This is a genomic window from Alkalibacterium olivapovliticus, assembly GCF_003003275.1.
In the GTDB taxonomy this organism is placed as follows: domain Bacteria; phylum Bacillota; class Bacilli; order Lactobacillales; family Carnobacteriaceae_A; genus Alkalibacterium; species Alkalibacterium olivapovliticum.
The window spans coordinates 25,683-51,277 of the sequence record NZ_PVTO01000019.1 but is presented as its reverse complement, the minus strand read 5'-3'; the positions used below and the strand labels follow the sequence as shown (position 1 = coordinate 51,277).

Annotated in this window: 21 protein-coding genes and 2 pseudogenes; 8 read left to right on the top strand and 15 right to left on the bottom strand. The window is 40.6% G+C overall.

Annotation, left to right across the window (positions count from 1 at the left end; all coding sequences use genetic code 11):
• Positions 1-288: 288 nt before the first annotated feature.
• Positions 289-1,275, bottom strand: a complete 987-nt coding sequence (locus CLV38_RS09530; RefSeq protein ID WP_106194706.1) for a ribose-phosphate diphosphokinase — start codon at positions 1,273-1,275, stop codon at positions 289-291.
• A 190-nt stretch (positions 1,276-1,465) separates the two neighbouring features.
• Between CLV38_RS09530 and CLV38_RS09525 the strand changes: the two genes are divergently transcribed.
• A complete protein-coding gene (locus CLV38_RS09525; RefSeq protein ID WP_106194703.1) occupies positions 1,466-1,876 on the top strand; it encodes a VOC family protein in 411 nt (136 codons plus the stop codon).
• A 223-nt stretch (positions 1,877-2,099) separates the two neighbouring features.
• On the opposite strand, the gene CLV38_RS09520 is transcribed toward CLV38_RS09525, so the two are convergent.
• Positions 2,100-2,693, bottom strand: coding sequence for an SOS response-associated peptidase (locus CLV38_RS09520; RefSeq protein WP_106194700.1), 594 nt, complete (start codon positions 2,691-2,693; stop codon positions 2,100-2,102).
• A 261-nt stretch (positions 2,694-2,954) separates the two neighbouring features.
• On the opposite strand from CLV38_RS09520, the gene CLV38_RS09515 reads away from it, so the two are divergent.
• Positions 2,955-4,496 (top strand): FAD-dependent oxidoreductase, encoded by a 1,542-nt coding sequence (locus tag CLV38_RS09515; RefSeq protein WP_106194697.1) that lies wholly within the window; start codon positions 2,955-2,957, stop codon positions 4,494-4,496.
• Positions 4,497-4,565: 69 nt separating this feature from the next.
• On the opposite strand, the gene CLV38_RS09510 is transcribed toward CLV38_RS09515, so the two are convergent.
• Both CLV38_RS09510 and CLV38_RS09505 read right to left on the bottom strand, forming a co-directional pair.
• Positions 4,566-6,446, bottom strand: a complete 1,881-nt coding sequence (locus CLV38_RS09510; protein WP_170068868.1) for an ABC transporter ATP-binding protein — start codon at positions 6,444-6,446, stop codon at positions 4,566-4,568.
• On the bottom strand, positions 6,433-8,262 hold the full coding sequence (locus CLV38_RS09505) for an ABC transporter ATP-binding protein (protein ID WP_106194688.1): 1,830 nt from the start codon (positions 8,260-8,262) through the stop codon (positions 6,433-6,435). The genes CLV38_RS09510 and CLV38_RS09505 overlap by 14 nt, the downstream gene beginning before the upstream one ends.
• 168 nt (positions 8,263-8,430) lie before the next feature.
• Between CLV38_RS09505 and CLV38_RS09500 the strand changes: the two genes are divergently transcribed.
• The gene (locus CLV38_RS09500; protein ID WP_106194685.1) at positions 8,431-8,721 is read left to right on the top strand and encodes an AbrB/MazE/SpoVT family DNA-binding domain-containing protein; all 291 of its coding nucleotides are present in this window, start codon (positions 8,431-8,433) and stop codon (positions 8,719-8,721) included.
• Between the two features lie 15 nt (positions 8,722-8,736).
• Complete coding sequence (locus CLV38_RS09495) at positions 8,737-9,090, top strand: type II toxin-antitoxin system PemK/MazF family toxin (RefSeq protein WP_106194682.1); 354 nt, start codon at positions 8,737-8,739, stop codon at positions 9,088-9,090.
• Between the two features lie 12 nt (positions 9,091-9,102).
• Here the strand turns inward: CLV38_RS09495 and CLV38_RS09490 are convergent, their stop codons facing one another.
• Together CLV38_RS09490 and CLV38_RS09485 are read right to left on the bottom strand one after the other, a co-directional pair.
• Positions 9,103-9,828, bottom strand: coding sequence for a sensor histidine kinase (locus CLV38_RS09490; protein WP_106194679.1), 726 nt, complete (start codon positions 9,826-9,828; stop codon positions 9,103-9,105).
• A 4-nt stretch (positions 9,829-9,832) separates the two neighbouring features.
• Positions 9,833-10,546 (bottom strand): LytR/AlgR family response regulator transcription factor, encoded by a 714-nt coding sequence (locus CLV38_RS09485; RefSeq protein WP_106194676.1) that lies wholly within the window; start codon positions 10,544-10,546, stop codon positions 9,833-9,835.
• A 140-nt stretch (positions 10,547-10,686) separates the two neighbouring features.
• Here CLV38_RS09485 and CLV38_RS09480 point away from each other — a divergent pair, with 140 nt between their 5' ends.
• Positions 10,687-11,031, top strand: a complete 345-nt coding sequence (locus CLV38_RS09480) for a DUF898 family protein (protein ID WP_106194673.1) — start codon at positions 10,687-10,689, stop codon at positions 11,029-11,031.
• Positions 11,032-11,154: 123 nt separating this feature from the next.
• Here the strand turns inward: CLV38_RS09480 and CLV38_RS09475 are convergent, their stop codons facing one another.
• Positions 11,155-11,676 carry an AAA family ATPase gene (locus CLV38_RS09475; protein WP_106194670.1) on the bottom strand — a complete coding sequence of 174 codons (522 nt, stop codon included), beginning with the start codon at positions 11,674-11,676 and terminating at the stop codon, positions 11,155-11,157.
• A gap of 459 nt (positions 11,677-12,135) precedes the next feature.
• Here CLV38_RS09475 and CLV38_RS09470 point away from each other — a divergent pair, with 459 nt between their 5' ends.
• Positions 12,136-13,260, top strand: a complete 1,125-nt coding sequence (locus tag CLV38_RS09470) for an Ldh family oxidoreductase (RefSeq protein ID WP_106194668.1) — start codon at positions 12,136-12,138, stop codon at positions 13,258-13,260.
• A 259-nt stretch (positions 13,261-13,519) separates the two neighbouring features.
• Positions 13,520-14,284: a helix-turn-helix transcriptional regulator gene (locus CLV38_RS09465; RefSeq protein ID WP_106194665.1), complete on the top strand. Its 765-nt coding sequence runs from the start codon at positions 13,520-13,522 to the stop codon at positions 14,282-14,284.
• Positions 14,285-14,413: 129 nt separating this feature from the next.
• Here the strand turns inward: CLV38_RS09465 and CLV38_RS14270 are convergent.
• The 4 genes and pseudogenes from CLV38_RS14270 to nikC form a co-directional block, all read right to left on the bottom strand.
• A pseudogene (locus CLV38_RS14270) lies at positions 14,414-15,329 on the bottom strand (ABC transporter ATP-binding protein).
• A gap of 33 nt (positions 15,330-15,362) precedes the next feature.
• Positions 15,363-16,163: pseudogene (locus CLV38_RS14265) on the bottom strand (ABC transporter ATP-binding protein); the annotation flags it as partial.
• 72 nt (positions 16,164-16,235) lie between these two features.
• Positions 16,236-17,156: an ABC transporter permease gene (locus tag CLV38_RS09455; RefSeq protein WP_106194659.1), complete on the bottom strand. Its 921-nt coding sequence runs from the start codon at positions 17,154-17,156 to the stop codon at positions 16,236-16,238.
• A gap of 16 nt (positions 17,157-17,172) precedes the next feature.
• A complete protein-coding gene (gene nikC / locus CLV38_RS09450) occupies positions 17,173-18,075 on the bottom strand; it encodes a nickel transporter permease (protein WP_106194656.1) in 903 nt (300 codons plus the stop codon).
• 449 nt (positions 18,076-18,524) lie between these two features.
• On the opposite strand from nikC, the gene CLV38_RS09445 reads away from it, so the two are divergent.
• Entirely contained in the window at positions 18,525-20,129 is a 1,605-nt protein-coding gene (locus CLV38_RS09445; protein WP_106194653.1) for a glutathione ABC transporter substrate-binding protein, read from the top strand.
• An 84-nt stretch (positions 20,130-20,213) separates the two neighbouring features.
• Here the strand turns inward: CLV38_RS09445 and CLV38_RS09440 are convergent, their stop codons facing one another.
• From CLV38_RS09440 to CLV38_RS09425, 4 genes are all read right to left on the bottom strand, one after another.
• Complete coding sequence (locus tag CLV38_RS09440; RefSeq protein WP_106194650.1) at positions 20,214-21,698, bottom strand: carbon starvation CstA family protein; 1,485 nt, start codon at positions 21,696-21,698, stop codon at positions 20,214-20,216.
• A 134-nt stretch (positions 21,699-21,832) separates the two neighbouring features.
• The gene (locus CLV38_RS09435; protein ID WP_106194647.1) at positions 21,833-22,552 is read right to left on the bottom strand and encodes a LytR/AlgR family response regulator transcription factor; all 720 of its coding nucleotides are present in this window, start codon (positions 22,550-22,552) and stop codon (positions 21,833-21,835) included.
• Positions 22,549-24,297, bottom strand: coding sequence for a sensor histidine kinase (locus CLV38_RS09430; protein WP_106194644.1), 1,749 nt, complete (start codon positions 24,295-24,297; stop codon positions 22,549-22,551). Before CLV38_RS09430 ends, CLV38_RS09435 begins: the two co-directional genes overlap by 4 nt.
• A 401-nt stretch (positions 24,298-24,698) precedes the next feature.
• Positions 24,699-25,580, bottom strand: a complete 882-nt coding sequence (locus tag CLV38_RS09425; protein WP_342751973.1) for an aldo/keto reductase — start codon at positions 25,578-25,580, stop codon at positions 24,699-24,701.
• Between the last annotated feature and the right edge of the window lie 15 nt (positions 25,581-25,595).

Here is a 25,595-nt window from a genome sequence, read left to right as displayed (position 1 = left end):
TCTTCACCCAACGGGTGAAGAAGGAATAGAGTGATAAACCTTATCAAAGCGGGATAAATGCCTGTTCTGACAAGGTACTATGAATTATTCAAGTTAAATAGTAACATGTGCATAGTCAAAATTATATACACTCGGTGCTAACTCTAAGAATTCTACTAACGTCAATAAATTATTATGAGGCTATACAATCGTTTAATCAAAAGTAGTAATTCTCCGACTGGTTTTTACACTAGACAAAATACTAATCTAATACTATATCATTTTTTTGAACTATAATTTTCTTTCTATTTAATGGGTCAGTCGGTCTACATAATCTTTATCAAAGAGGGGTTTAATGGATTTATGCCCCTGAATGCGCAAAATGGCATCTCCAATAATCGGTGCAATACTGATTACTTCTATAAATGAACACGTCTCTTTTTCTTTGATATCGATGGTATTGGTCACGACAACTTTTTTGATCCCGGAATGATTGATTCGCTCAACTGCATTATCGGAAAGGACAGGATGCGTCACACAGACGTACACATCTTTTGCACCTGCTTCTCTCAACAGTTTACAGGCTCTCGTTACTTTTTTAGCTGTATCGATAATATCATCATATAAAATACAGGTACATCCTTTGACATCTCCCACAAGATTCAGTTCTTCATCTACTTCGTGACCAGCTGAGCGTTTGTCGATGATTGCCAGAGGGGAATCGAGCAGTTCTGCCATTTCGCGTGCGCGTGAAACACCCGCATGATCAGGCGAGACGATGACCGTTCCATCGCCGCCGAAGTTGTGGTCGATAAAGTAATTGACCAGTATGGCAGTTGCTGACAAATGATCAACGGGAATGTCGAAGAATCCCTGAATCTGAGGTGCATGCAGGTCCATTGATATGATTCGTGTTGCTCCAGCAATCGTCAGCATGTTAGCCACTACTTTAGCTGTGATGGCTTCTCTCGGACCCGGTTTGCGGTCCTGTCTTGCGTAGCCGTAATAGGGCATTACAACATTAATTGTTCGGGCACTCGCCCGCTTTAAAGCATCAATCATAATGAGAACTTCCATAATATAGTCATTACTTGGATCATTCGTCGACTGGACGATGTAGACGTCATCTCCTCGAACACTTTCTTCAATGTTGATTCGAATCTCTCCGTCTTCAAACCGGGTGATGTCTGCTTCTCCTAATTCGATGCCTATTTCTTCAGCTATTGCTTCTGCTAAAGGACGATTCGAATTTAAAGCGAAGATTTTAAGTTCTGTTGAGTTGCTTTCTTTATTCATGGCAGCCTCCATATAATAAATGATCCGTTCAGTTACCTTAATTTAAGCACACTCCTAAAAAAATGCAAGCGTTAAAGGGAAATAATACCAATCTTAGTTTGGTGTTTCATTTTTCAGAATGCTCTCCTGTTCAGAAAACACTTCCCTGTATGCTAAACTTGAATCAGAAACTAATTGAGGAGTGTATACGATGCCATTTAAATTCAACGGATTCGACCATTTTCAACTGACCGCCCCACTTGGGACTGAGAAAGAGACCCGCTACTTCTTTACCGAGGTTCTGGGTTGTCCGGAAGTCGAAAAACCCGATTCACTCAGCCACTTTGACAGCCTCTGGTTCGATATGGGTAAACACATCATGCACATCGGTCTGGATGAAGATCATCATGCCGAAAAAAGAGGACATCCAGCTTTTGACATTGAGAACATTCAAGAGCTGATGGATCGCCTGGACGAACACGGCATTGCATATGAAGAGGATTCAAACATGCCTGGAGCCCGCCGTTTTTATACTTACAGCTTCTTTGGTCACCGGATGGAGTTTCTGGAGTGGAACGACCAGCCAGAGACATTAAAAGAAGGCAAAAGGAAGCTGATTTAAACTAAAACATCAAGGTGTTTTGAATGAGCATAGGCCTATTCTCCGAGCTGACACCTATACTATCAAATGAAGCGGTTTATACCCTAATACCCCTTACTCAGGCATTTTCTGATTTCACTGACTAGACCGCTCATACCCTTCTGTAACCAGATAAGCTATCTACACTTAATAAGCGTAATATCGTTACACTATGCTTTTGATCCATTTAAAATCATCCGTATCCCTATTCAATCACTAATTCACGCTTAGTTGGCTTGAGTAATGTCTGCACTTTCGTCAGATCAGTATCCAGCTTCAAATACATCGCTTCGTCTTTTTGATCCAAAATAACAGGCATCCGGTCATGAATTGGCTTCATTTGATCATTTGCCTCCGTTGTCAGTATGGCGTAAGTTAAGTAGCTTTTACCGTTGTCATCCGTGTACCGTTCACATACTCCAGCCATCGAAAAAACAGGGAGATCCTTGACTCTGATCAGTTTCTTTTCTTTCTTCTGATCTTCATTCTTTTTCCATTCAAAAAAATAACTGGCTGGCACAATGCATCTTTTAGTGGCGAAGGGTTCTTTAAATGTCTTTTTTTCTTGAATACTTTCACTTCGGGCATTAATCAGCGGTCGCTTGGCAAAACTGGGAGTGAATCCCCATTTAACAGGATACAATTTATGATTCGGCAGTAACACGATATTTTCGGTCGTCGGAAATATTTCCTCTTTTTCTTCGATTTCATAGGCATCTAACGAATAGTCCTCGGGATCAAGCTGATACCGGTCAATCAATTCTTGTTCAGATACCGTTAAGCCGTAACGTCCACACATGATAGTTCCTCCTCCAAAATAATTTCCAGTCCCCGTTTAAGCTGTAAGGGGTCATCCTCAATTTATTACCCATAGTGTATCAAAAATAGTCTAGAACAGTTAACAGATACTATTTATATAAGCCCTTTACCTTATAGCCTCTTTGTATATTTATACACTAATAAAACAACCTACATAAGGGTATCCTTTTATTTTCGAAAAAGAGAGTGCTATACTTTAGAAAACATACTCGTATTTATCTTAAAAAAAGGTGGTTATCTTATGTCAATCGATCACACTGATTCCACGCTGACACAGTTCCCTAGCGCCTACTGGCTTGAACATCCGGTCCCAGAGTATCCTTCTTTAAACGATAATGTGACAACTGAATTCGCAGTAATCGGCGGAGGTATCGTAGGGATCATCACAGCCTACCGCCTTGCTAAAGCTGGTAAAGATGTAACACTGATCGACTCCGGAAAACTCATTTCAGGTGTAACAGGTAATACGACAGCCAAACTATCCGCGCAGCACTCACTCCTATACAGCGAACTGATCAAAACCTTTAATGAAGACAAGGCCCGACTCTATTATGACGCCAATATGGATGGCATCCAGTTTGTCAAAGAAACGGCAGAGACTTTGTCTATTGACTGTGACTTTGAAGAAAAAGAAGCCGTTGTTTACGCTACTTCTCAAAAAGGAAAGAAACAGATTGAAAAAGAAGCACGTGCATATGAATCATTGAGCATCAACGGGTATCTTACAAATGGACAAGTCTCTGACCTGCCTTTCCCGACAGAGGCGGCTTTGACAATGGTTGAACAGGCCCAATTTCATCCTGTAAAATTCCTGTCAAAACTGGCAGAAGAAATCACCAGGCTTGGTGGGAAAATTTATCAGGATACAAGAGCTGTGAGTTTACTGAAGCAGAAGACGGCTGTGCTGACTGAACATGGGTCAGTCATTGATTGTCAAAAAGTTATGGTGACTACACACTACCCTTTTAATGATTTTAAAGGACTGTATTTTTCAAAACTGACTATCAAGCGGTCATATGCCCTCGTCGCTGAAGTTGACGGCACTATTCCTGAGCAGATGTATATCAGTGCGGAATCCCCTACTCGTTCCTTAAGAACCGTTAAAGACGAGAGCGGCAAGCCGTTACTCTTGATTGGAGGTGAAAGTCACCAGACGGGTAAAAGCAGCGTGCCGACACAGGAACATTACGATAACCTGAAAGCCTATGGAAAAGAGTATTTCAGTTTGAGAAGCGTGCTCAATCACTGGTCGGCTCAGGATATGACAACCTTGGATAAACTACCATATATCGGACAAATGACACGAACCTCAAAAGATGTGTATGTCGCGACTGGTTTCAATAAATGGGGAATGGCGATGGGTGCAACTGCAGGAAAGATCCTCTCAGATTTAGTCCTGGAGAAACCGAATGCCTATACCAACTTGTTTAATCCGACCCGAAGCAAATTCAGCCTCAAAGATGCCACTCAATTCACCAAGAAAAACGTCTCTGTCGGCAAAGATTTAGTCTGGACAAAAGCTAAACGACCGGACAAAACACCAGATGACTTAAAAACTGATGAAGGCGGAATCGTATCTGTTAACGGCAAAAAACTTGGAGGTTACCGCGACAAGGAGGGGGCTCTGCATTTGATCAAGACCACTTGCACACATATGGGCTGCGGTCTTGAGTGGAATGACGGTGAACGCTCATGGGACTGCCCATGTCACGGATCCCGATTCTCCTATTCCGGCGAAGTGCTGAATGGCCCGGCCGTTAAGCCCTTGAAGAGGATGGATTAATTAACAGAAAAAGCAGTCGACCTTGATCAATAGGATCAGAGTTGACTGCTTCTTTGTGTGCTGTTTTAACTAGGTTAAGGCAACTTCTTTGATTAGCCCCTCATTATCTTCAACATAATACTGAGCCTGTGCATTCCATAATTCATAATATTTTTCATTTCTTCGTTTGACCAAGTCATTATGAGTTCCTCTCTGAACGATTCGGCCTTCATCGAACACTACTATCTCGTCACAGAATCGACAGCTCGATAAACGGTGAGAAATGAATAAAGCAGTCTTATCTCCAACGATTTTATCAAAATGAGAGTAAATCTCAAACTCGGCAATCGGATCCAGCGCAGCGGTAGGTTCATCTAAGACGACGATGGGCGCATCCTTATAAATGGCTCTGGCCATTGCGATTTTCTGTGCCTCACCACCGGAAATCTCGACTCCTTCCTTTTCGAAGTTCTGGTAAAGAAAGGTATTCAACCCATTCGGCAATTTTTCAAAGCGTGAGAAGAATCCGGCATCTTTAATGGCTGATATAACCTTTTCTTCATTATATTCTGTAGATGCTGCTACATTCTGACCTAAATCAAAGGAAAACAACCCGAAATCCTGGAAGACCACCGAAAACAACTGCAGGTATTCGTCATAATCGTATTTTCGAATGTCGATACCATTCAGTAAAATCTCGCCTTCAGTCGGATCGTACAATCTTGTTAGAAGTTTAATGAACGTTGTCTTCCCACTTCCGTTCATTCCGACTATAGCCATCTTCTCTCCAATTGTTAATTTAAGGTTGATATTTTTCAAAACATAGTCCTCAGTTCCAGGGTATTTAAAGGAAACATTTCGCACTTCGAGTTCATACTCATTATCCACTCTTTTTTCGACTGGGAGTGTTCCTTCATGTTTCACACTCTTCAGCTCAAGAAATTCAAAATACTTACCAAGAAATTTGTGATTATTATATAGTCTGGACGTTTCAGATACGAGTTCTGGAAAGGTTTGAACGAAATTTGAGATGGCTCCAGTATAAATGACGATAGAACCTGGAAGAATCGCTCCTCCTATTGCTTTAAGGGCTGAATAGAGGAAACCTAACCCTAAGACCAGATGTATCAAAGTCTGAAGTACAATGGTCCCTTTATTTTCCTCATGCTGCATATCAGTCAGTGATTGATAGGTCATCTGACTCATGTTATCAAACACTTTATCATAAAGTTTCTGCTGCTTGTATAACCGTATTTCTTTTCCTGACTGATAATCCATTAATTGTCCCATTATGAATCCGTATATGTTATTAGTATGTGCTCCTTTTTCCAGCATACTATACATGGCATTGACCACTCTTTTATACAGTTTGGATGCATACATATAATATAAGACATAGCCGATGACTGTACCGATTAGAAACCATGGACTATTCAGGTAGGAGAGCGGGCTCTCTTCTGGTACTTCTGCAAAAAACAGACTGAGTACAAACCCTATTGAGATGAGCAAAGTAAACAGCTGACTGACCAGACGTTTAGTCTCTGAGAAAATATAAAAAATACCTTGTCCTCCGGTTAGTTCGGCCATATCCAGATTGTTTCTCATCTCATGCACGTCTGATTTTTCAATGAATTCATAATCCATAAAAATAACTTTATTATTCAATTTCATATCTTTTTTATCTCTCGCTTGATAGATCAAAGCTATCCTGTAGTGGTCAAGTCCGTTCGCTAAAAGCGCCGACGCAAATGAAGCGATGAGCGTCATTGCAATCACTGGTGTTAGTTCTTCAAAAGAGGGATTCACGAATAGTATATTTAAAATCCACGAGGTGAAAAATAGAGAGACAAAAGGCATAACGGCTTGGAACATACCTTGAAGTATACTAAAAATAATCAGTTTGGGTTCAAAAGAATAGGCTTCTTTATATCCTCTCCAGATCAACTGAGTGTTCGCCTTAAACGACTGCATAATCTTCTTCACCCCCTTCATTTTTATAGTAGTAACTCTGCGTTTCAAACATCTTATAGTAATGACCCTTCTTTTTCATCAACTGAGCATGTGATCCCTCTTCGATAATTTGTCCATCTTCAACAAAAAGGATACGGTCACAGAAACGAGTGGATGCCAGACGATGTGAAATAAAAATTGACGTTTTATCTTTCGACAGTTCTTCGTACTGTTTATATATCTCACTTTCTGCAATCGAATCAAGCGCTGCCGTAGGTTCATCTAAAACCAGAATCGGTCCATTTTTGTACAAAGCTTTTGCCAGCTGAAGTTTCTGTTTTTGGCCTCCGGATAAATCAACAGCATCCGAATACACACGTTTGACTAATTTAGTCTGACTTTTCTGAGGCAAGTTTTCGATTATTCTGTTTAAGCCACTTCGTTTTTTTACTTTATTTAGTTTCAGCGTATCTTCATCTTGGCCTTGTATGACCATCTCATCGATGGTGACCGGTAATTCATAATAATCTTGGAATACGACTGAAAATAAATCGAAATAGTCCTCAATGTTATAGTCATCTACTGAATGTCCATTGACCCGTATTTCTCCTTCTGTCGGTCGATATAATCCAGTCAATAGTTTGATCAGTGTAGATTTCCCTGCACCATTAATACCCACTAAGGCAATCTTTTCTCCAGGTTTAATTGAGACATTAAAGTCCTTGATCGTTTCCTGTTCTGCATCCGGATAAAGATAGGAAACGTTTTTAAATTCAATAGGATCGGCCCCCAAATCTGCTCCATCTATTTTTATCCCCTCTCCCTGGTTCATCTCACTTTCGATTGCCATGAATGCTTTATAGTCATCTATTTCCATCCCCATCTTATTGATGTCTACTGCATTCTTCAACAACCCACTGATCCAGTTAGAAAGGGTGGCGATAGCTCCAAAATAAATAGTAAAACTGGCTACACTGATCTGTCCTTGTATGATCAGTTGAATGAGAAAAACATAAGCAACTAAATCAACGAGAATAGAAGATAGACCATTTAGAATGTTGCCTCCGAATTTTTTTCGAAGGATTTTTTCCAGATAGCTGTATTTAGTTGCACTCAATTCTTTAAACAATGAACCGAACCAGTCTTCCATTTTATAGAGTCGCATATCCTTAGCCTGTTTAAAGTCTCCTGTTCGTTCTTTTAAGTAGTTTAGCTTTCGCGTGATGGGCGAAACAAATTCCTTATTTTCATCTTCCTTCTTATTAACATACATACTGTATTTAAAGTTAAGTATGGACGATAGGGCAATTAATAAGATGAACAGCCAGTGAATGTCTGCAAGTAAGTAATTGTAGACGAGAAAACCTAAACTGTTTTTGACTGCTGATTCAAATACAATAAGACTATGTTGAAAGACCTGCTGAGGAGAGTTGGCTGTATCAAAAGCCTTGTTTATTTTTTCCTGTCCTTTATTGCCGTCGAACATCTCAAAATCGACAGAGGTCAAATGCATAGCCAGTTTATTTAATACCACTACTCGAAAAGCGTTCCCCTGATAATTCAATGTATTCATACTTGTTTTTGAAACAATCGTTAAAATTAACACTAATAATAGCAATGCTCCAAACACCGGCATCAGTTGGCTAGCACTTCCAGTCTCTGCTACTGCATCAATCACGAGTGCTGTCAGTCCCAGCGTCGCCAGTGGCAAAATCATCTCTGATGCCCCTGCCAGAACAACATGCAGGATCAGTTTTTTATCATACTGCCAGATTTCCTTAAACAGAAATATCATATTATTAACTGTGGAATAGGTTTGTTCTGATTTTTTTTCCATCTTTCATCACCTCATCTGTATCATAAACTCAAATCAAATCGTATGGTAAAATTTTTAACGAACGGTCACATTTAACACACGGACGGTCTTTTATGCATTAGCTTACCCTTGAACTTTGGATATACACGGGATATACTTAAAGCAAATAATAGAAAGGGTGTACACCTTGTGAATAATGAATCCATGCCATTTTACACTGCAGATAAGAAATCGCCTGATAGTACGGTTAAAATAAGTAAGTGGGGAAACAGTCAAGCCATCCGTTTATCAAAGGACGAGTTAAATAAAGCTGGTTTTATTGTAGAAGAAGAACTCAATATGTATGTTGAAAACAACCGAATCATTCTCGAGAAGCAACACACCCATCAGACACTGGAAGAACGCTTTGCCCATTACGAGGGTGAGTACAAACCTGAAGAATGGGACTCAGGTGATTCTCAAGGAGCGGAAATCTTTTAAGGAGGTCAAATATATATGAATCAGTCTTCTCGTCATTCACACTATATACCTGAACAAGGGGACATAGTGTACATAAATCTAAATCCCCAACGTGGACATGAACAAAAAGGCAACAGACCCGCACTGGTTATTAGTAATAAACTATTGAGCCAGAAATCGTCTCTTGCCTTTTTTCTGCCTATAACTAATGCTAGTCGTCACTACCCCACACATGTGCGACTGGACGAAAGAACGGATACTAGCGGATCTGTTATGTGTGAACAGTTAAAATCAATGGATTACATCTCAAGAGGCATTCAGTTCAAAGAAAAGCTGCCCTCTGACTTGCTGGAAGAGGTACAGGATGTTCTGCAGGCAATTATTGAATAAAGTAATGGAGTGCTACAGCGGCAATGTAATCTCCGTTGCAAACACTCCTTCTTCAAACTGACGGTTAATATAGCCACCATATTTTTCAACTGTCTTATCGACACGTTTCAATCCAAAACCGTGGTCTTTCCCCATTTTTGTGGTTAGAATCTCACTACCTGTTTTCTTGATTTTCCGTTCCATAGTATTCGTGATATTAATGTACAACTGACCTTTCATATCATGGATATAAACCCTTATAAATCGTTTCTCAGGATCGTCGACAGACTGACACCCTTCTATCGCATTGCTAAGCAGATTCCCCAATATGATGCCCAGGTCTACATCCTGAACGGCTATATTTTCAGGTACATGGGCCTTTGCATGTAGCGTAATTACTCTGGCCTGAGCCAAAGTAAGTTTACTGTTCAATACAGCATCTACCATGACATTTCCTGATTTAATGATCGTGTCGACTGATATCAGATCTTCGTCCAGCTCATCAAGGTAGCTTCCCAGTTCGTTTAATTGATCTAACTCTAAGTAGGCTTTCATTGCCTGAATATGATTTTTATAATCGTGACGCCATCCCCGCATCTGTTTATAAATACTTTCGACCTCTTCAACATGGAAGTTGACCAGTGTTTCGTTGGCTTCAAATACCTTTTTCTCATAGTAATCTCGTAGCATTTTACGCACGATGACAGCTATTAAAATCAATAAGACCATTCCGCCTGCTGCATAATAATAAACAGTCATTAGTTTATCCCCTTTTATAGTATTCAATAAAAGCCTGGTTCACTTCTTTAACCTTTCTTCTGGAAATCGGAACAGTTGACTGGTCGTCCATCACTACGTCCTGCTTATTAATAGACTTAATGTTCGCAATATTGACCAGATAGGAGCGGTGAGTTTTAATAAACTGATCTGATGATAGGCTCTCTTCAAAGTGACTGAACTTCTCGGTCACTTCGAATTTACCTTCTACTGTAGATATAATGGTTTGATGTTTATTCGCTTCAAGAAAGAAAATGCTGTTTTGATCGATTCGACTCATTCCTTCTGACGTCTCCACGAACACATAAATATCGTCTCTAGGAGTCGTTTTCTGGAAACGGTCAAGAACTTGAAATAGCTTTTCCTCTTTGACGGGTTTCAATACATAATCAAGTGCACTTACTTCATAGCCTTGACCGATATAATCTGTGTAGCCTGTGACAAAAAGTAATTTGATATCATGGTTTTGATCACGCAGATACCGGGCTAAATCCATTCCATTCATTTTGCCCATTTCAATATCCAGTACCAACAAATCGAATGCTTTATCCTCTTCAAAATGAAATAAAAAAGCTTCTGAAGACTCAAAGGTTGAGAAATCAAAAGATACCTCATTTGTTTCACCGTATGCCACCAGCATCTTTTTTAACAATTTCAGTTGAATTGCTTCATCATCTACAAGAGCTACACGCCAGTTCATTAAAATCACCTCACTATCAGTATATATTAAATAGGATAGCAGCTCTAGAGTAAGTATAACTTTATATATTACTTGTTATGTGCGACCCTGTTTTGAGTTATACTAGCTATAATACATTTATTAAATAAGGAGGTCTATTAATGGAAACAGTATCACGGGCAGCGACTGAACACAAAAGAGGCAGGCAGTCCTTTTTTGATGGGGGACTTCTGCAATTGATCGGCTGGAGTATAATCGGCACCTTGGCGACGATTATGTCTCTCGGATTTCTTTATCCTTGGAGTTTATGCCTAGTTTACGGGTGGCGTATCAATCATACCGTTATTGACGGCAGACGGTTGAAATTCTCGGGAAGTGGCATAGGTTTATTTGGAAATTGGATAAAATGGTGGGCACTGACTATTATTACTCTGGGCATTTACAGTTTCTGGTTGCGTATAAAATTGGAGGACTGGAAAGTCAGTCACACTCATTTTATTAACTGATACATACAAAACACCCTTTGAGACTATTATCTCAGAGGGTGTTCGCCATACCCTTAAAATAAGCTATCCGTGATTAATACGTCCATAGTCACTCTAAGGAGTCTTCGTAACTGAAGAGACTACTCATAGATTTCTCTTTAAGTCTGTTATGTATTGTTCGCACTCTTTTGGTTGTGTGAAGATGATCAGTTCACAATTCCCGGACACATTAGACTGAACGATCTGCATCAGTTTATCACGCCGCTTGGACTTAAATGCCCACACATATTTTAAAAAAGCTATATCAATTCTTTCAGGGCACCCTGGAGCCATATCCTCTCGAACCTTCCCATAGGTGCTCAAAAGACGTTTAACAACCCGGTAAACGTATAAAGGTCTGGGGTAGTCCAAAAAAAAGACGTGCGTACTTTGAGCCAGTCGTGATGGTAAGGTCTGACTGTAATTTCCTTCAATCACCCATCCCTCATTTTCTGCCAGAATCGTTTCTACTGCTTCCGATAGTTCTAGTCTAGATTTCTCTACCCATCCCGGTCGGAAAAACAATTGATCCATATGAAAAACGGGAAGACTACACACCTTTCCCAGTTCCCTCGCTAAAGTGGACTTTCCTGATCCTGATGGCCCCACAATCGTCACTCGTTTCATCATATCCTCCTTAATCCCAATCAAATAAGAGATTTCCTGATTTTCTTTTACATTCTCTCCTGTTAGATTATCTTAGCAAATATCCTCTATCGAATCTACAGCAAGCAGAGCCTACATGACACTAATTACCTCTTATATAGTAGAAAAAGTAAACTAGGCTGTTACTAAACATCAGATTATGCTCATCAATTGTCTAGTCCGTGACAGGTCAAATCACCTTCTATTCACTTACTTATTGAAAGACACCTGTAATTCAGAAATCAGCCGTTTATACCCTTTCAAAATAGCGCTTACAACTCTCGTCAGACGTGTTATACTGACACTATACCTATTCAGAAAATAGTTAGGTCGTTCATTTTTGAATATTTAAACAAAAAGTAAATAGTTATGCATAGATGAAAGTTGTTAATACTAATAATCAATATAATTACACAACAAAATAGTGGAAGGAGCACGTTTATGACCGATACAAAGAAACACAATACTAACATCGTAGACTGGGATATCTTAACCCATTTTGTGCAGGAGGCGTTTATGGGCTATGGGGTCCCTGAAGAGGATGCTAAAATCTGCACAGATGTGTTACTGGAATCAGATAAGAGAGGAATCGAATCCCATGGGGTTAACCGTCTAAAACCGATTTACCTGGACCGAATCAAAGATAAAGTGCAAAGTCCCGTTACAGAATTTGAGATCATAAGGGAAACGGCAACGACAGCTGTGGTCGACGGACATGATGGTATGGGACAGGTTGTGGGCTATAAATCGATGCAAATGGCCATCGATAAGGCGAAAAAATATGGAATGGGCATGGTCGCGGTCAGAAATTCCACACATTACGGGATTGCAGGCTACTACACAACTATGGCAACAGAAGCTGGCTGTATCGGCATGACCGGAACAAATGCCAGACCCTCCATTGCACCGACATTCGGGGTGGAAAACATGCTGGGAACCAATCCCCTAACCATCGGATTACCCACAGATGAGCCCTTTCCATTTGTACTGGATTGTGCGACCTCCATCACTCAACGCGGGAAAATCGAATACTTCGCAAGACTGGGGAAAGACACGCCAGAAGGAATGGTCATCGGACGAGACGGAAAGGCTCAGACAGATTCACAACAGATACTGAAAGATCTGACTGCCGGAAAAGCCGCACTTGCCCCTTTAGGAGGAATCGGAGAAGAGCTCGCTGGATACAAAGGATACGGCTACGCTACTGTAGTTGAAATTTTATCTGCAGCTCTACAGCAGGGTAATTTCCTAAGAGCCTTAACGGGACTGGACAATGAGGGACATAAACAGCCTCATCACTTAGGGCATTTCTTTATCGTCATCGATACAGAAGCCTTTATGGGGCTTGAAGCTTTTCGTAAAACAGCTGGAGATATCGTAAGAGAACTGAGAAGTTCTCAGAAAGCTCCCGGACAAGAGCGGATTTACACAGCAGGTGAAAAAGAATATGATGTGTGGCTTGAACGAAAAGACAGCGGCGTTCCCATTAACAAGGCCGTTCAAAAAGAACTGATCGACATAAGAAATGAATTGAATCTTGAGAGCTATCACTTCCCATTCGAGTAAAATCTAAGCTCAGTACATTGTGCAAAACACAGAATGTACTGGGCTTTTTTGTGTGCATTCTTTTATTTGCCTTCTCCCACCCTCGTGACCACATGAGTCAAATATAGAGCTGTCTTTGGTTAAAAATCGTCTGTTTTTTCACTGGCAACAAACTGTAGCCCCCTATTTTTAAAGGAATTTTTATCAATCTACATATCCTAGCTGGATTGCTGAACAATTAATCGGTAAACTGAATATAGAATAAAAAAGGGGGAAGAACATGGAAATCGGTAAAAAATTAAAAGAAAAAAGAGTCGACGCAAACTTAACTCAAAAAGAGCTATCCGACATTCTACATGTTTCACGTCAAACCATTTCAAGTTGGGAGGTTGGCCGTACATATCCAGACTTAAATGTTCTACTCTCTATCAGCGAGCTATATAATGTCCCCTTGGATGACCTGGTTAAAGAAGACTCGAAATTAGTCGATGACATTACGCTAAAAGTTAAAAAGAGTGAAAGAAGAAAAGTCTTCAATATTCTTCTCAGCTTCTTACTGGTAGTGGTTACAGTTTTGGGACTGGTATATATTTATCAAGATTATCAGAATAATCAGACGAACGCTGAAGGTTTAAGTCCCAGCGATATTTACAATACGAGCTGGGAAGTCCACTTTGATCCAACCAGGGAACGACTCGAGTCCTTCTTGTCATTCGATCAGAACAGTGCCGTCACCTTCAATCGGTATCAGCTTAGTTTTGTCGATCCGCAAGTCTCACCAGACGAACATGAGGTGGTGCTTGAAGAATGGTTATCCAGGGGTATAGCGGATGGTGTCAATTCATACCAGAATTTAGAAGTAGAGGTTGATGGTGATAATTACGTCGTCTCTGCTCAAGGCTTTCTTATGGAGTTGACTCGATTAAGCAGCACCATTATTCGCGATTCTAACGGAATCGAGTACCGTAAAGTTTTGGAGCAGGACATTCACGAGGACTTGCACATGATGGCAGAATACTATGAGGAGGAATACTACGAAGAATAAGAGCTGTTCTTTATAACGACTGACCCCTAACACACCTTTGAGCTTATTGTTATATGCAGATAATACTCTTTAGCACACTAAAAGGTCCATCTTCACACAGTTAACGTTGACTGTCTGGTGATGGACCTTTTAGTGTGTCGTCTCTTGATTACTGCATAACCCAGTGATTGGGCTTAACTTCTGTAAACACTTGGCCTTCAGTTGAGAAGTCCAAGGTTTCATCAGGTGATACTTTTTCAGCGGTAATTGCATAGTTTGGATCCGGTACTGGGATGGCCGACAGCAATTTTTTTGTATAATTGTGAATCGGATTTTTAAATAATTCTTCCGAATCTGTCAGTTCCACAATATTTCCTTTATACATAACGGCGACACGATCAGATAATTTCTTGACGGTAGCTAAGTCATGGGCAATAAACAGATACGTCAAATTCAGTTTGCGCTGCAAGTCTTCCAGCAGCTCAACAATCGTCGCCTGAACTGAAGCATCTAAAGCGGATAACGGTTCGTCCAGTACAATAAAGTCAGGCTCGACAGCGAGTGCTCTAGCAATACCAATTCTCTGACGCTGTCCACCTGAAAACTCATGCGGGAACCGTTCGCTGAATGAGCCATCCAATCCGACTAAGTGCAGCAGTTCTTTCACTCGGTCGTTTCTTTTCTTCTTATTAGGAAACAGCTTATGAATATCAAGCGCTTCTCCAATGATATCTTTTACTTTTTGTCTTGGGTTGAGTGACGAATAAGGATCCTGAAAGACAAACTGAACTCGTTTTCTCATATCTTTCATTTGTCTCTTCTTGTATTTGTTGATGTCTGAGCCTTCAAATACCGTTTCCCCACTTGTTGCATCCTGAAGACGTAATATCGTTCGTCCAGTAGTCGATTTTCCTGATCCGGATTCGCCTACAAGACCTAACGTTTCTCCTCTGTATATGTCAAAAGAAATATCATTGACTGCTTTAAGCGTTGTCCCTCTCCCGAGTGGAAAATGTTTAGCTAAGGTATTCACTTCAAGTAGTTTTTCTCTTGTCCCTGAGTAAATATCTGCCAATTTTTCTTTTGATTCCTGGCTTTTCTCAGCATGCAGGTTAGGAATGGCCGCTAACAGTCGTTTAGTATAGTCTTCTTTGGGGGAATTGAATATTTCCATAGTGGATCCTTTTTCAACAACTCTCCCTTTATTCATAACCACGATATCCTCACACATATTGGCTACAACACCGAAATCATGCGTAATCAGCAAGATCGACGTCCCCGTTTTCTTCTGGATATCTTTCAGAAGCTCTAATATTTGTGCCTGTATCGTTACATCCAAAGCCGTTGTCGGCTCATCCGCTATCAGCAATTTGGGACTGCAGGCAAGTGCAATAGCAATAATGATTCGTTGCCTCATGCCCCCCGAAAACTCATGAGGGTATTGATTGAACCGGTCGTCTACGTCAGGGATGCCGACTAAATGCATGATTTCTTTCGCACGGGCAGCTGCTTCTTTTTTTGATGCTTTTTCATGTATCTGAATCGTTTCTGAAATTTGTTTCCCAATCTTCATTGTTGGATTCAAAGAACTCATGGGGTCCTGAAAAATCATCCCAATATCTTTCCCTCGAATTTTTCTCATTTCTCTATCTGTTTTTTCCAGTAATTCTTCACCATTAAAGCGGATTCGACTGCCTTCATCCACTACTGCATTATTTTCCAATAATTTCATAATAGATCTGGCAGACACGCTTTTCCCACTGCCGGACTCACCAACGATCCCTACGGTTTTCCCATGTCCAATGTCAAATGACACGTCAGAAACGACTTCCAGAAGGGAATCACCAGTGGAGAAAGATATTTTTAAATTTTCCACTTGAAGTAACTTTTCTGTCAACACAATCCATCCTTTCAAAATCACTTATTTCATACTCACGAGTCTTTTACCTGTTCTATTGATTAGTAAGGTAAATTAATTTAAATCAATACGTTTGTTCAAGAAGCGATATAATACATCGACTATTATATTGACGAAGACGAATAAAAATGCGAAGACTAATACGCCCCCTTGAACAATTGGAAAATCTCTCGCACGGATGGCATTGATGATTAAACGACCTAGTCCATTTATGGCGAAGACCGTTTCTGTCAAAACTGCCCCTCCAAGTAATGAACCAAACTGCAGTCCAACGACTGTTACAACTGGAACCATCGCATTTTTTAGAGCGTGACGGTAAATGACGACTCTCTCGCTGACCCCTTTAGCACGGGCTGTTTGAATATAATCCTGGTCAATAACTTCAAGCATGCTTGACCTGGTCATACGGGCAATGATTGCGGACCCGGCTGTTCCCAGGGTAAGAACGGGCAGAATCATCTGCTGAGGTGTCCCCCAACCAGAAGCCTGGAACCAGCCTGTTCCAATAACGAACCACTGAATCAGCATCAATCCCAGCCAGAAATTAGGCATAGACAGTCCGAATAGTGCCGCAAACATAATGAGCGTGTCTGATATTGAATACCTCCGGACAGCTGACACGACGCCAGCAATGATCCCGATAAACACAGACAGCAGTGTACTGTAAAAGGCGAGTTCCACTGTTGGGGCCAGCCTTCCAAATACTTCCGTCGAAACAGCCCGGCCACTTCGGATGGAATTGCCTAAATCTCCTCTTACAACTCCCCCAATGTAGTCCAAATACTGTACGGGTATTGGATCGTTTAGTCCCAATCGTTCGCGGACAAGTTCTAACTGTTCTGGAGAAGCACTTTCTCCAGCCATGATTTGTGCAGGATCCCCAGGAATCAGAAGGACCATACTAAAAGTTAATATCGTAACACCAATCAACACAGGAATGGTTTGAATAAGACGTTTAGTTAAAAATTTTAACACTTCATTTCCCTCTTTCCTAATTTCTAGATTTCGGATCCAGTGCATCACGCAGTCCGTCGCCGAAAACATTGAACGACAATACAACGATAACGATTGCTATCCCGGGGATCATAGTGATATGAGGAGCGTTCCACATATAATTACGTCCATCGTTTAACATTGCGCCCCATTCAGGATCAGGCGGCTGCGCACCCATTCCCAAGAAGGATAGTCCGCTTGCTGTCAGGACTGACGTTGCAATATTTAGGGTCGCCTGAACAATAATAGGTGACATTATATTAGGCAAGACATGGCGAATAATAATACGAAAATCGCTTGCGCCGAGTGACCTGACTGCTTCCACGTATTCCAGCTCACGAACCTCAAGCGTCGATCCTCTTGAAATTCGGGCAAATACTGGTACTGAAAATATAGCGACTGAAATAATAACGTTATTCAAGCTTCCACCTAAAACAGCCACAACCGCCAGAGCTAATAAAATTCCCGGAAAAGCCAGTAAAACATCCATAAACCGCATGATAATGGTATCGACCCATTTGCCGTAATAGCCCGAAATAACACCCAGGGTAACGCCAACGGTCATCCCAATGAAAACTGATGTAAATCCAACTCTTAGGGTTATACTCATTCCATGAATGATTCTGCTGAAAATGTCCCGTCCATGATGATCTGTTCCAAACAAGTGCTCAACGGAAGGGGGGGCAAGAAGGTTGCTGTAGTTTTGAGTATTCGGGGCATAAGGTGTGAAATAAGGTCCCACTAAAGCAACAATGATTAAAGCAAGAATTAAAATACCACCAATTAATGCAGATTTATTACGGTAAAACTTCTTCATAAAATCTTGGAAACGAACAACATTCGGGTTGAATTGCTGTTTTCCGGTCGGATCTCCTGAATTTAAATTTACTTCTTCTTGCATGATACTTTATCCTTTCTACTCAATATATTTTTGGTCCAAATACACTTTCAATAATTCAATGAGAATTTAGTTTGAATTCAATGAAAGTATTTTTTACTATTTTGGCATATTACAGTCTTCTTTGCAATATAAATAAAAGTAATAATAAATGTATTAATAATATGTATACCAATAATTATCACGCTCTAAACAAAGTAAATCGCTTACATTTAAATGGGTTTTTTTGAACTGATTTACATTAGAACACTTTAACCTGAGCTTTTCTATTTACATAATGTTCCTAGCAAACACCGTTACTCTCTTTATACTGTTAGTTATAATTTATGGCTTAAAGATTAGATTATTAATTTTTTCTCAGAAATGGTATTGCCTTTTTTTACTATCTATTATATAGTATTACTTATATTTCAAAGTAATAACAAAACCAAAAAAATAGGAGTGAATGATTTATGAATAAAAAAGGCAAATTGTCTCTTTTTATTACATCACTGTCAGCTGTTTCATTGCTTTTAGCAGCATGTGGAACAGATGACAGCGATCCAATAGAAAGCGGCGACGGCGAAGACAATGGTACCGCTCAAGAGGGTGGCGATTTAGTCATCGGTCAATTATCAGATGCAGTATCACTAGACCCCCATGGTTCAAATGACACTCCTTCCAGTAATGTGGCATACAACATCTATGAAGCTTTACTGATTCAAGATGAGAATATGGAACTCCAACCTGGATTGGCAACTGAATGGGAACCGATAGATGACCTGACATGGCAGTTTACTTTGCGTGAAGATGTTACCTTCCATGACGGTTCAGAGTTTAACGCAGAGGTTGTTCAGGCAAACTTTGAACGTATTTTAGATGAGAATATTGCTTCACCTCGTTCATTCTTATATGAAATGGTTGAGGAAATTAATGTAATAGATGAGTATACAGTTGAATTTGTGACTGAATATCCATTTTCACCACTTCCAGCACACTTGGCACACAATGGTGGCGGACTGATGTCAGCTGAAGTCATTGAAGAAGATTACGCAGCTCTTGAAAATGGCGAAGAGCCAGGAAGTGTTATTAACGAAAACCCAGTAGGTACTGGGCCATACGCTTTCGAAAGCTGGACTCCAGGTGACGAGATCGTTTTAACTTCTAATGAAGATTATTGGGATGGAGCACCAGCACTTGACTCTATCACATTCCGAGTCATCCCTGACTCAAATACACGTTTTGCAGATTTAGAAACAGGTGCGATTCACATTTCTGATCCACTTAGCCCTTCAGATGTAGCACGTGTTGAAGGAACAGATGGTATGTTCGTAAACAGCCAGCCTTCAGTTTCTCTTTCTTACATTGGATTCAATGCTGAAAAAGAACCTTTCGACAATACATTAGTTCGACAAGCTATCTCAATGGCCGTCAATAAAGACGACATCATTAACGGAATCTATGATGGAATCGGAATCCCGGCTATCAGCTCTCTTGCCCCAGATGTATTTGGTTATGATGAAGACATTTCTGGTTTAGAGTACGACGTAGAAGAAGCTCAAGCATTGCTTGCTGAAGCTGGCTACCCGGATGGGTTCTCTACAACATTGTGGACTAACGACAACCAGGACCGTATCGATACAGCTACTGCTGTACAAGCACAACTTGAAGAAATTGGCGTAGATGTAGAGATTGAAATCGTTGAATGGGGTGCTTACCTTGAGAACACTGCAGCCGGAGAACATGATATGTTCATCTTAGGCTGGACGACTGTTACAGGTGATGCAGACTACGGAATGTATCCATTATTCCACTCTGATAACTTTGGTGAACCAGGAAACAGAACATTCTTCGCAACAGATGAGTTAGATTCATTATTAGAAGAAGCTCGTCAAAGCGCTGATGAAGATGAACGTCTAGAATTATACTCTAACGCTCAAGAAATTCTAGTTGAAGAAGCACCAATGATTTACATTCACCACCAGGAGTATTTACTGGCTGTTAGTGATGATGTAGAAGGATTGTGGCACCACCCAACTGGTATCTTGATGCTTAAAGATGTAACTGTTAATCAATAATCAACGCACGGAATTACTAACACATTAAAAAGAGGCACCTGAGGTCATGTTTCAAATGACTTCGGATGCCTCTTTTTGTGTTAATCAGTTTGTTACGTTCGTGACAGCTTGAGCGTAATTTAAATGGTCATTCAGTAAATAGGAATCAGGCAGCAGATCATCCTTTTGTTTCTTGCCGGATTTCCAAAAAAGCCCTAATAACAGGAGTGTCCCTAAAAGTGACAGAACATAAGTCAGATTGCCAATTCCGAGACCAAATCCTATTGGCTGACTGACGATATAAACAAAGACTGCATACAACATGAAGGTAGCAGGAATAAGGGTCACAAAGTAATTTTTCCCTTTCAAGTACAAGTAACGCGTTGAGACCAATAAAGAAATAACAGCAGTGACTTGATTTGCCCATGTAAAATATCGCCACAGTAGATTAAAGTCGATTTGGGTCAGTCCAAAAGAAATAACATACAAAGGAATAGTGAGTAACAGTATTTTTTTCAATGTATCTTGTTTGATGTGCAAGTAATCAGCTAGAATTGTTCGCAGACTTCTGAAAGCTGACAACCCTGATGATAAAGGCAGCACAATGACCCCGAAAATAGCGATTGTGCCCAGTATATTACCTAGAAGCAAAACGGAAACCTGATTCACTACAACACTTGGCGTACCACTGGCAATCATTTCGCTTAGTGTCTGCCCATCAAAGAGCGACATAGCTGCTGCAGCCCAGATCATAGCAATGACACCTTCAGCAATCATCATACCGTAAAAGGTAAAACGCCCTTCTCTTTCATTGGTACTGGTACGAGAGACCATCGGCGACTGTGTTGCATGAAAGCCTGATATAGCCCCACACGAAATCGTGAAGAATAAAATCGGGAAAATAGGCGTTCCATCTGGATGCCAATTTGATAAAGAACTGGCTGTCAGATTTGGAATAGCATGCCCGCCTGCTAGTAAACTGGTCCCGATTGCGATTGTACTGATAATTAAGATGGCTCCAAAGATAGGATAGACCTTTCCTAAAGCCTTATCGATCGGGAGAACGGTTGAAATGATATAGTACACAAATATAATCCCTGTAATCATCCCGATCGTCATCCAGCTCGGTGTGAAGTTTGAGATAAGACTGGCCGGTGACGTCACGAATACTGTCCCTACTAATAACAACAGCAGCATCGTAAAAATGTTGACCACGTGTTTAACTGGTTTTCCAAGGTATTTGCTTGCCAGTTCAGGTAAATGAGCCCCACCATTTCTCAACGAAATCATGCCGATCATATAATCGTGAACGGCCCCAGCAAAAATAGCCCCAAGAATAATCCAGATATAAGCAACCGGACCATAAAGCGCTCCCATAATAGGCCCAAATATCGGCCCTGTCCCGGCTATGTTTAATAATTGAATAATAGCATTTTTCCATTTCGGCATAGGGACAAAATCGTACCCATCTCTCAGCGTTTCAGCTGGGGTTGGTCGATCAGGTTCAATTGAAAAATTCTTTTCTATAAAGATTCCGTACGTAAAATAGCCTAATACCAAAATAGCTATCCCACCTATTAACGTTATCATGTTATCTTCCTCCAGTAATGTGTAAGCGTTATTTTTATAAGCTTAGTTTACTGGAAGAAACCGGTTTAAAGTGAAATTAAAGATGAGATGCACTATTTTGAGACTAACTTGCCCTTATTCGCCTTTGAAAAACATTACAAATCGACTTTTTCTCGAAACGCTTTGATAAAAGAACGACTGACCGGGACTTTTTGACCCGTTTCCATTGTGACTTGGTAAGTATGATTGAACCATGGCTCAATTTCGCTTATTTTTTCCAGATTAATAACATACGACCGGTGAACGCGCATAAACGGGTAGGTTACTAACTTCTCCTCCCAGAACTGTAACGTACTTTTACTCTCATATTGCCGCTGATCTGTATACAGAACTGCTTTGCCCTGCATCGCTTCAATCATGATAATGGAAGTGATTTTAATGACATATATTTTGTCATCCGTCTGCACAGAAACAGTTTCCAAAGACAGTTCTTCCCTTTTTTCAGATGATGAGTTTTCCAATTGGTCAATTGCTTTTTGCAGCGACTCGCTTACCCGTTTTTCTTCAAACGGTTTTAAGATATAGTCTCTGGCATTTTTTTCAAAGGCTTCTAGAGCATACTGGTCATAAGCTGTTGCGAAAATGATGACCGGCGGATCAGGAATAGTCTTAATCATGTCCGCCAAATCCATACCACTTTCGTCTGTTAAATGAATATCAAGGTACGCTATATCAATAGAATAGGTCAGAAGTGTTTTAAGCGCGTCTTGGATGGAATCTGCTTCGTGTACAGACTCCACACGTGAATCTTTTTTCAACAGATGGCTTAATTCTGCTCTGGCAAGGTATTCGTCTTCTACAAGCAGTATGTTCATTCACTGCTCCTCCTCTTTGGAATGCGACTTTTTAATCTCGTCCCATTTACATTTGACTGAATATCTAATTTGGATTCAGTGCCAAACAGACTGATCAGGCGTTTATTTAGATTCTCCACAGCTGATCCAGTACCTTCTGTTGAGTCAATAATCTCCATTCCCAGATCATCCAGAATATCTTCTCTTATCCCAATCCCATTATCCGATACACTGATGACGATATAATCATCATCTTCAGCTATTTCAATGATAACCGCATTGTCTGACTTTCTGCCTTTGAACGCGTGCTTTAATGCATTCTCTACAAGTATTTGAATCATAAAAGGGGGAACTAGGTAATTACGCACTGATTTCTCTATATTTTTTTCAATCGAAAATCGTTCTGGAAAGCGAGCTTGTTCCAGGCTCAAATAGGCATCAACCTGTTCCAGTTCTTTATCAATGGAAATCAGGTTTTGTCGAGCACCCTGAAGGTTCGAACGGAAAAAAGCGCTCAACTGAAACAGTAAATCCCGTGCTTTCTCACTATCTATTCTTATTAAAGCAGATATCGTATTCAGTGCATTGAAAAAGAAATGCGGATTAACTTGCGCCTGCAGTGACTTTATCTCTGCATCCTGCAGAAGCCTCTTTTGCAGATCAACTTCTCCAAATTCCAGTTGGCTTGAAAATATTTTACCTAACCCTTCAGCCAGTTGTCGTTCAACATAAGTCAACTTCTGCTGGTCAGTGAAATAGAATTTTAATGTTCCCCGTACCTCATCTCTCACAGTGAGCGGAATAACTATCGCAGCCTGCAGCGGACAATCCTTGACATGGCAGCCGATTTCTCTTTTTGAATGTGCCTCTTTGACCTTCCCTGTCGCTATGACTTCTTTGGACAAATCGGTCAAAATCATATGGGGTGGTTTATGATGATCACTCGCGGCTCCGACATGCGCCACTATTCTCTCAGTATCCGTAATGCTAACTGCTGATACTTTCATTGTTTCCTGAATGATATGAGCTGCTTTGCCTGATGCTTCTTCTGTTAGTCCAGCCCTGAAATAAGGAAGAGACGATTCGGCTAGTTCTAAAACTGCATGTGTCTGAACAGCACGGGTTTCCTGCTCCAGCTTATTGAACGACTGAATTATGGACAGAAACAGAGCCATACCAATACTATTGGTCAAGACCATAGGCAATGCAATGAGTTGAACCAAATTCCATGCCTGAGCCAGACTGGAACTGAAAATCAATATCAGCCCCATTTGAACTACTTCTGTTATAACCCCCATATATATTCCATCTGACGACTTAGGAAAGGTGTTTTGTCTGATAAATGTATTTCCAAATAGGCCAGACAGTAACCCAATCAGTGTTGATGAGATAATGTAGATATGGGGATCATTCCCTCCTTGAGCATAACGAGTCAGGCCAGATACGATACCTACAACAAATCCCACCGGTGTCCCACCAATCAGTCCAGAAACCCCAATAGTCAATACACGCGTGTTAGCTAATGAAGAAGTCGGATCAAGTGCCGTAAAAAGCTGATTGACAATCTGCTGATCTCCACTTATTTCGACCCCTGTAAAGTTCGATATAAAAGCAAACACACTAAAGATAACTATCAACTGAATCTTACTCTGCCAGCGTTCTCTCTTCATTAAAAGTGTTTTGAAATATGGAATACTGAGTAACAAATAGGCTAGAACGATAATCAGCCCCACACGCTCCAGCATCAATATAAATAATGTGCCCAAAACAAATTCCTTTCCACTCTTTTTTACTACAGTTTAACATAGTTCGAAAATTCTAAGTCACTTATTTTTAACCTAGCAAACACTTGAGCAGGACACTTTTTTGAATAGGTACCAGATATAACACCTAATCAAATGTAAGGAGTTAACATTAAATCCGTTTTAACCGTTGTTACATTGCTCAATCGGTTTTTATATTCTTCTGTAACTTCTATTGATCTAGTACTAGAGACTCTCTCTGAGGGGTTAATTTAAGTGGTAATAAATTAAATAAAGGACGCTGTCTTTGAAGACAAGCATCCTTTATTCAGTGTTTCAGATAAGGTTTAATGAATTTTAAGTAACAGAACCCTTAATTAAACTTTAGATCGAATACAAAGGACAAGCTGCTAGCTTGATACTCCTTACCAAGCATACGCTTCTGGAGCATGTCCGCCTGGTCCAGGGAAAATTCTGTCCAGTTCTTTCAAAACGTCTTCTGACAAATTGATTTCGACCGCTTTAAGCGCCTGTTCCAATTGGTCCATAGTTCTTGGACCAATAATAGGGGCCGTCACTGCTGGATTAGCCAATAACCATGCCAAAGCGACATTCGGTTCCGTTTCTCCAAGGTCTTTACATAATTTGGAATAAGCTTCTAACTGACTACGTTCCTCATCAGAAAGGTCATCTGCACGCTGTTCACTTCTTGAGCCGGGTTCTGGATCAAGAATTTTGCCACTGAGTAAACCGCCGCCTAATGGACTCCATGGAATCACACCAATCCCTAGATCTTCTGCAGCTGGAAGCACTTCTAATTCTGGTAGTCTACAGAGCAAATTGTATTTGTGCTGTTCAGATACTAGTCCAAGGAAATGTCGCTTCTCAGCTTTAGCTTGTGCAAGAGCAAGATGATAACCAGCAAAATTACTGGATCCAATGTAGTATGTTTTGCCCTGATTAACTAATGACTCAAACACACCCCATATTTCTTCCCACGGTGCGTGGCGTTCAATATGATGCATCTGGTAAAGTTCGACATGATCTGTTTGCAGACGCTTTAATGACTCTTCCAGATGTCGACGAATTTTATAGGCAGAAAGTCCTCTATCCTGGTTTGGTCCATCCGTTTCATCTTCCATTCCACCATATACTTTGGTTGCCAGAACAACCTTCTCTCGTCGTCCCCCACCTTGTGCAAACCAGCGCCCGATAATTTCTTCAGTACGTCCTCTTTGTCCCGAACCCCCATAAACATTTGCGGTATCAAAGAAGTTGATTCCTGCTTCCAATGCTCTGTCCATTATGGCAAAGGCATCTTA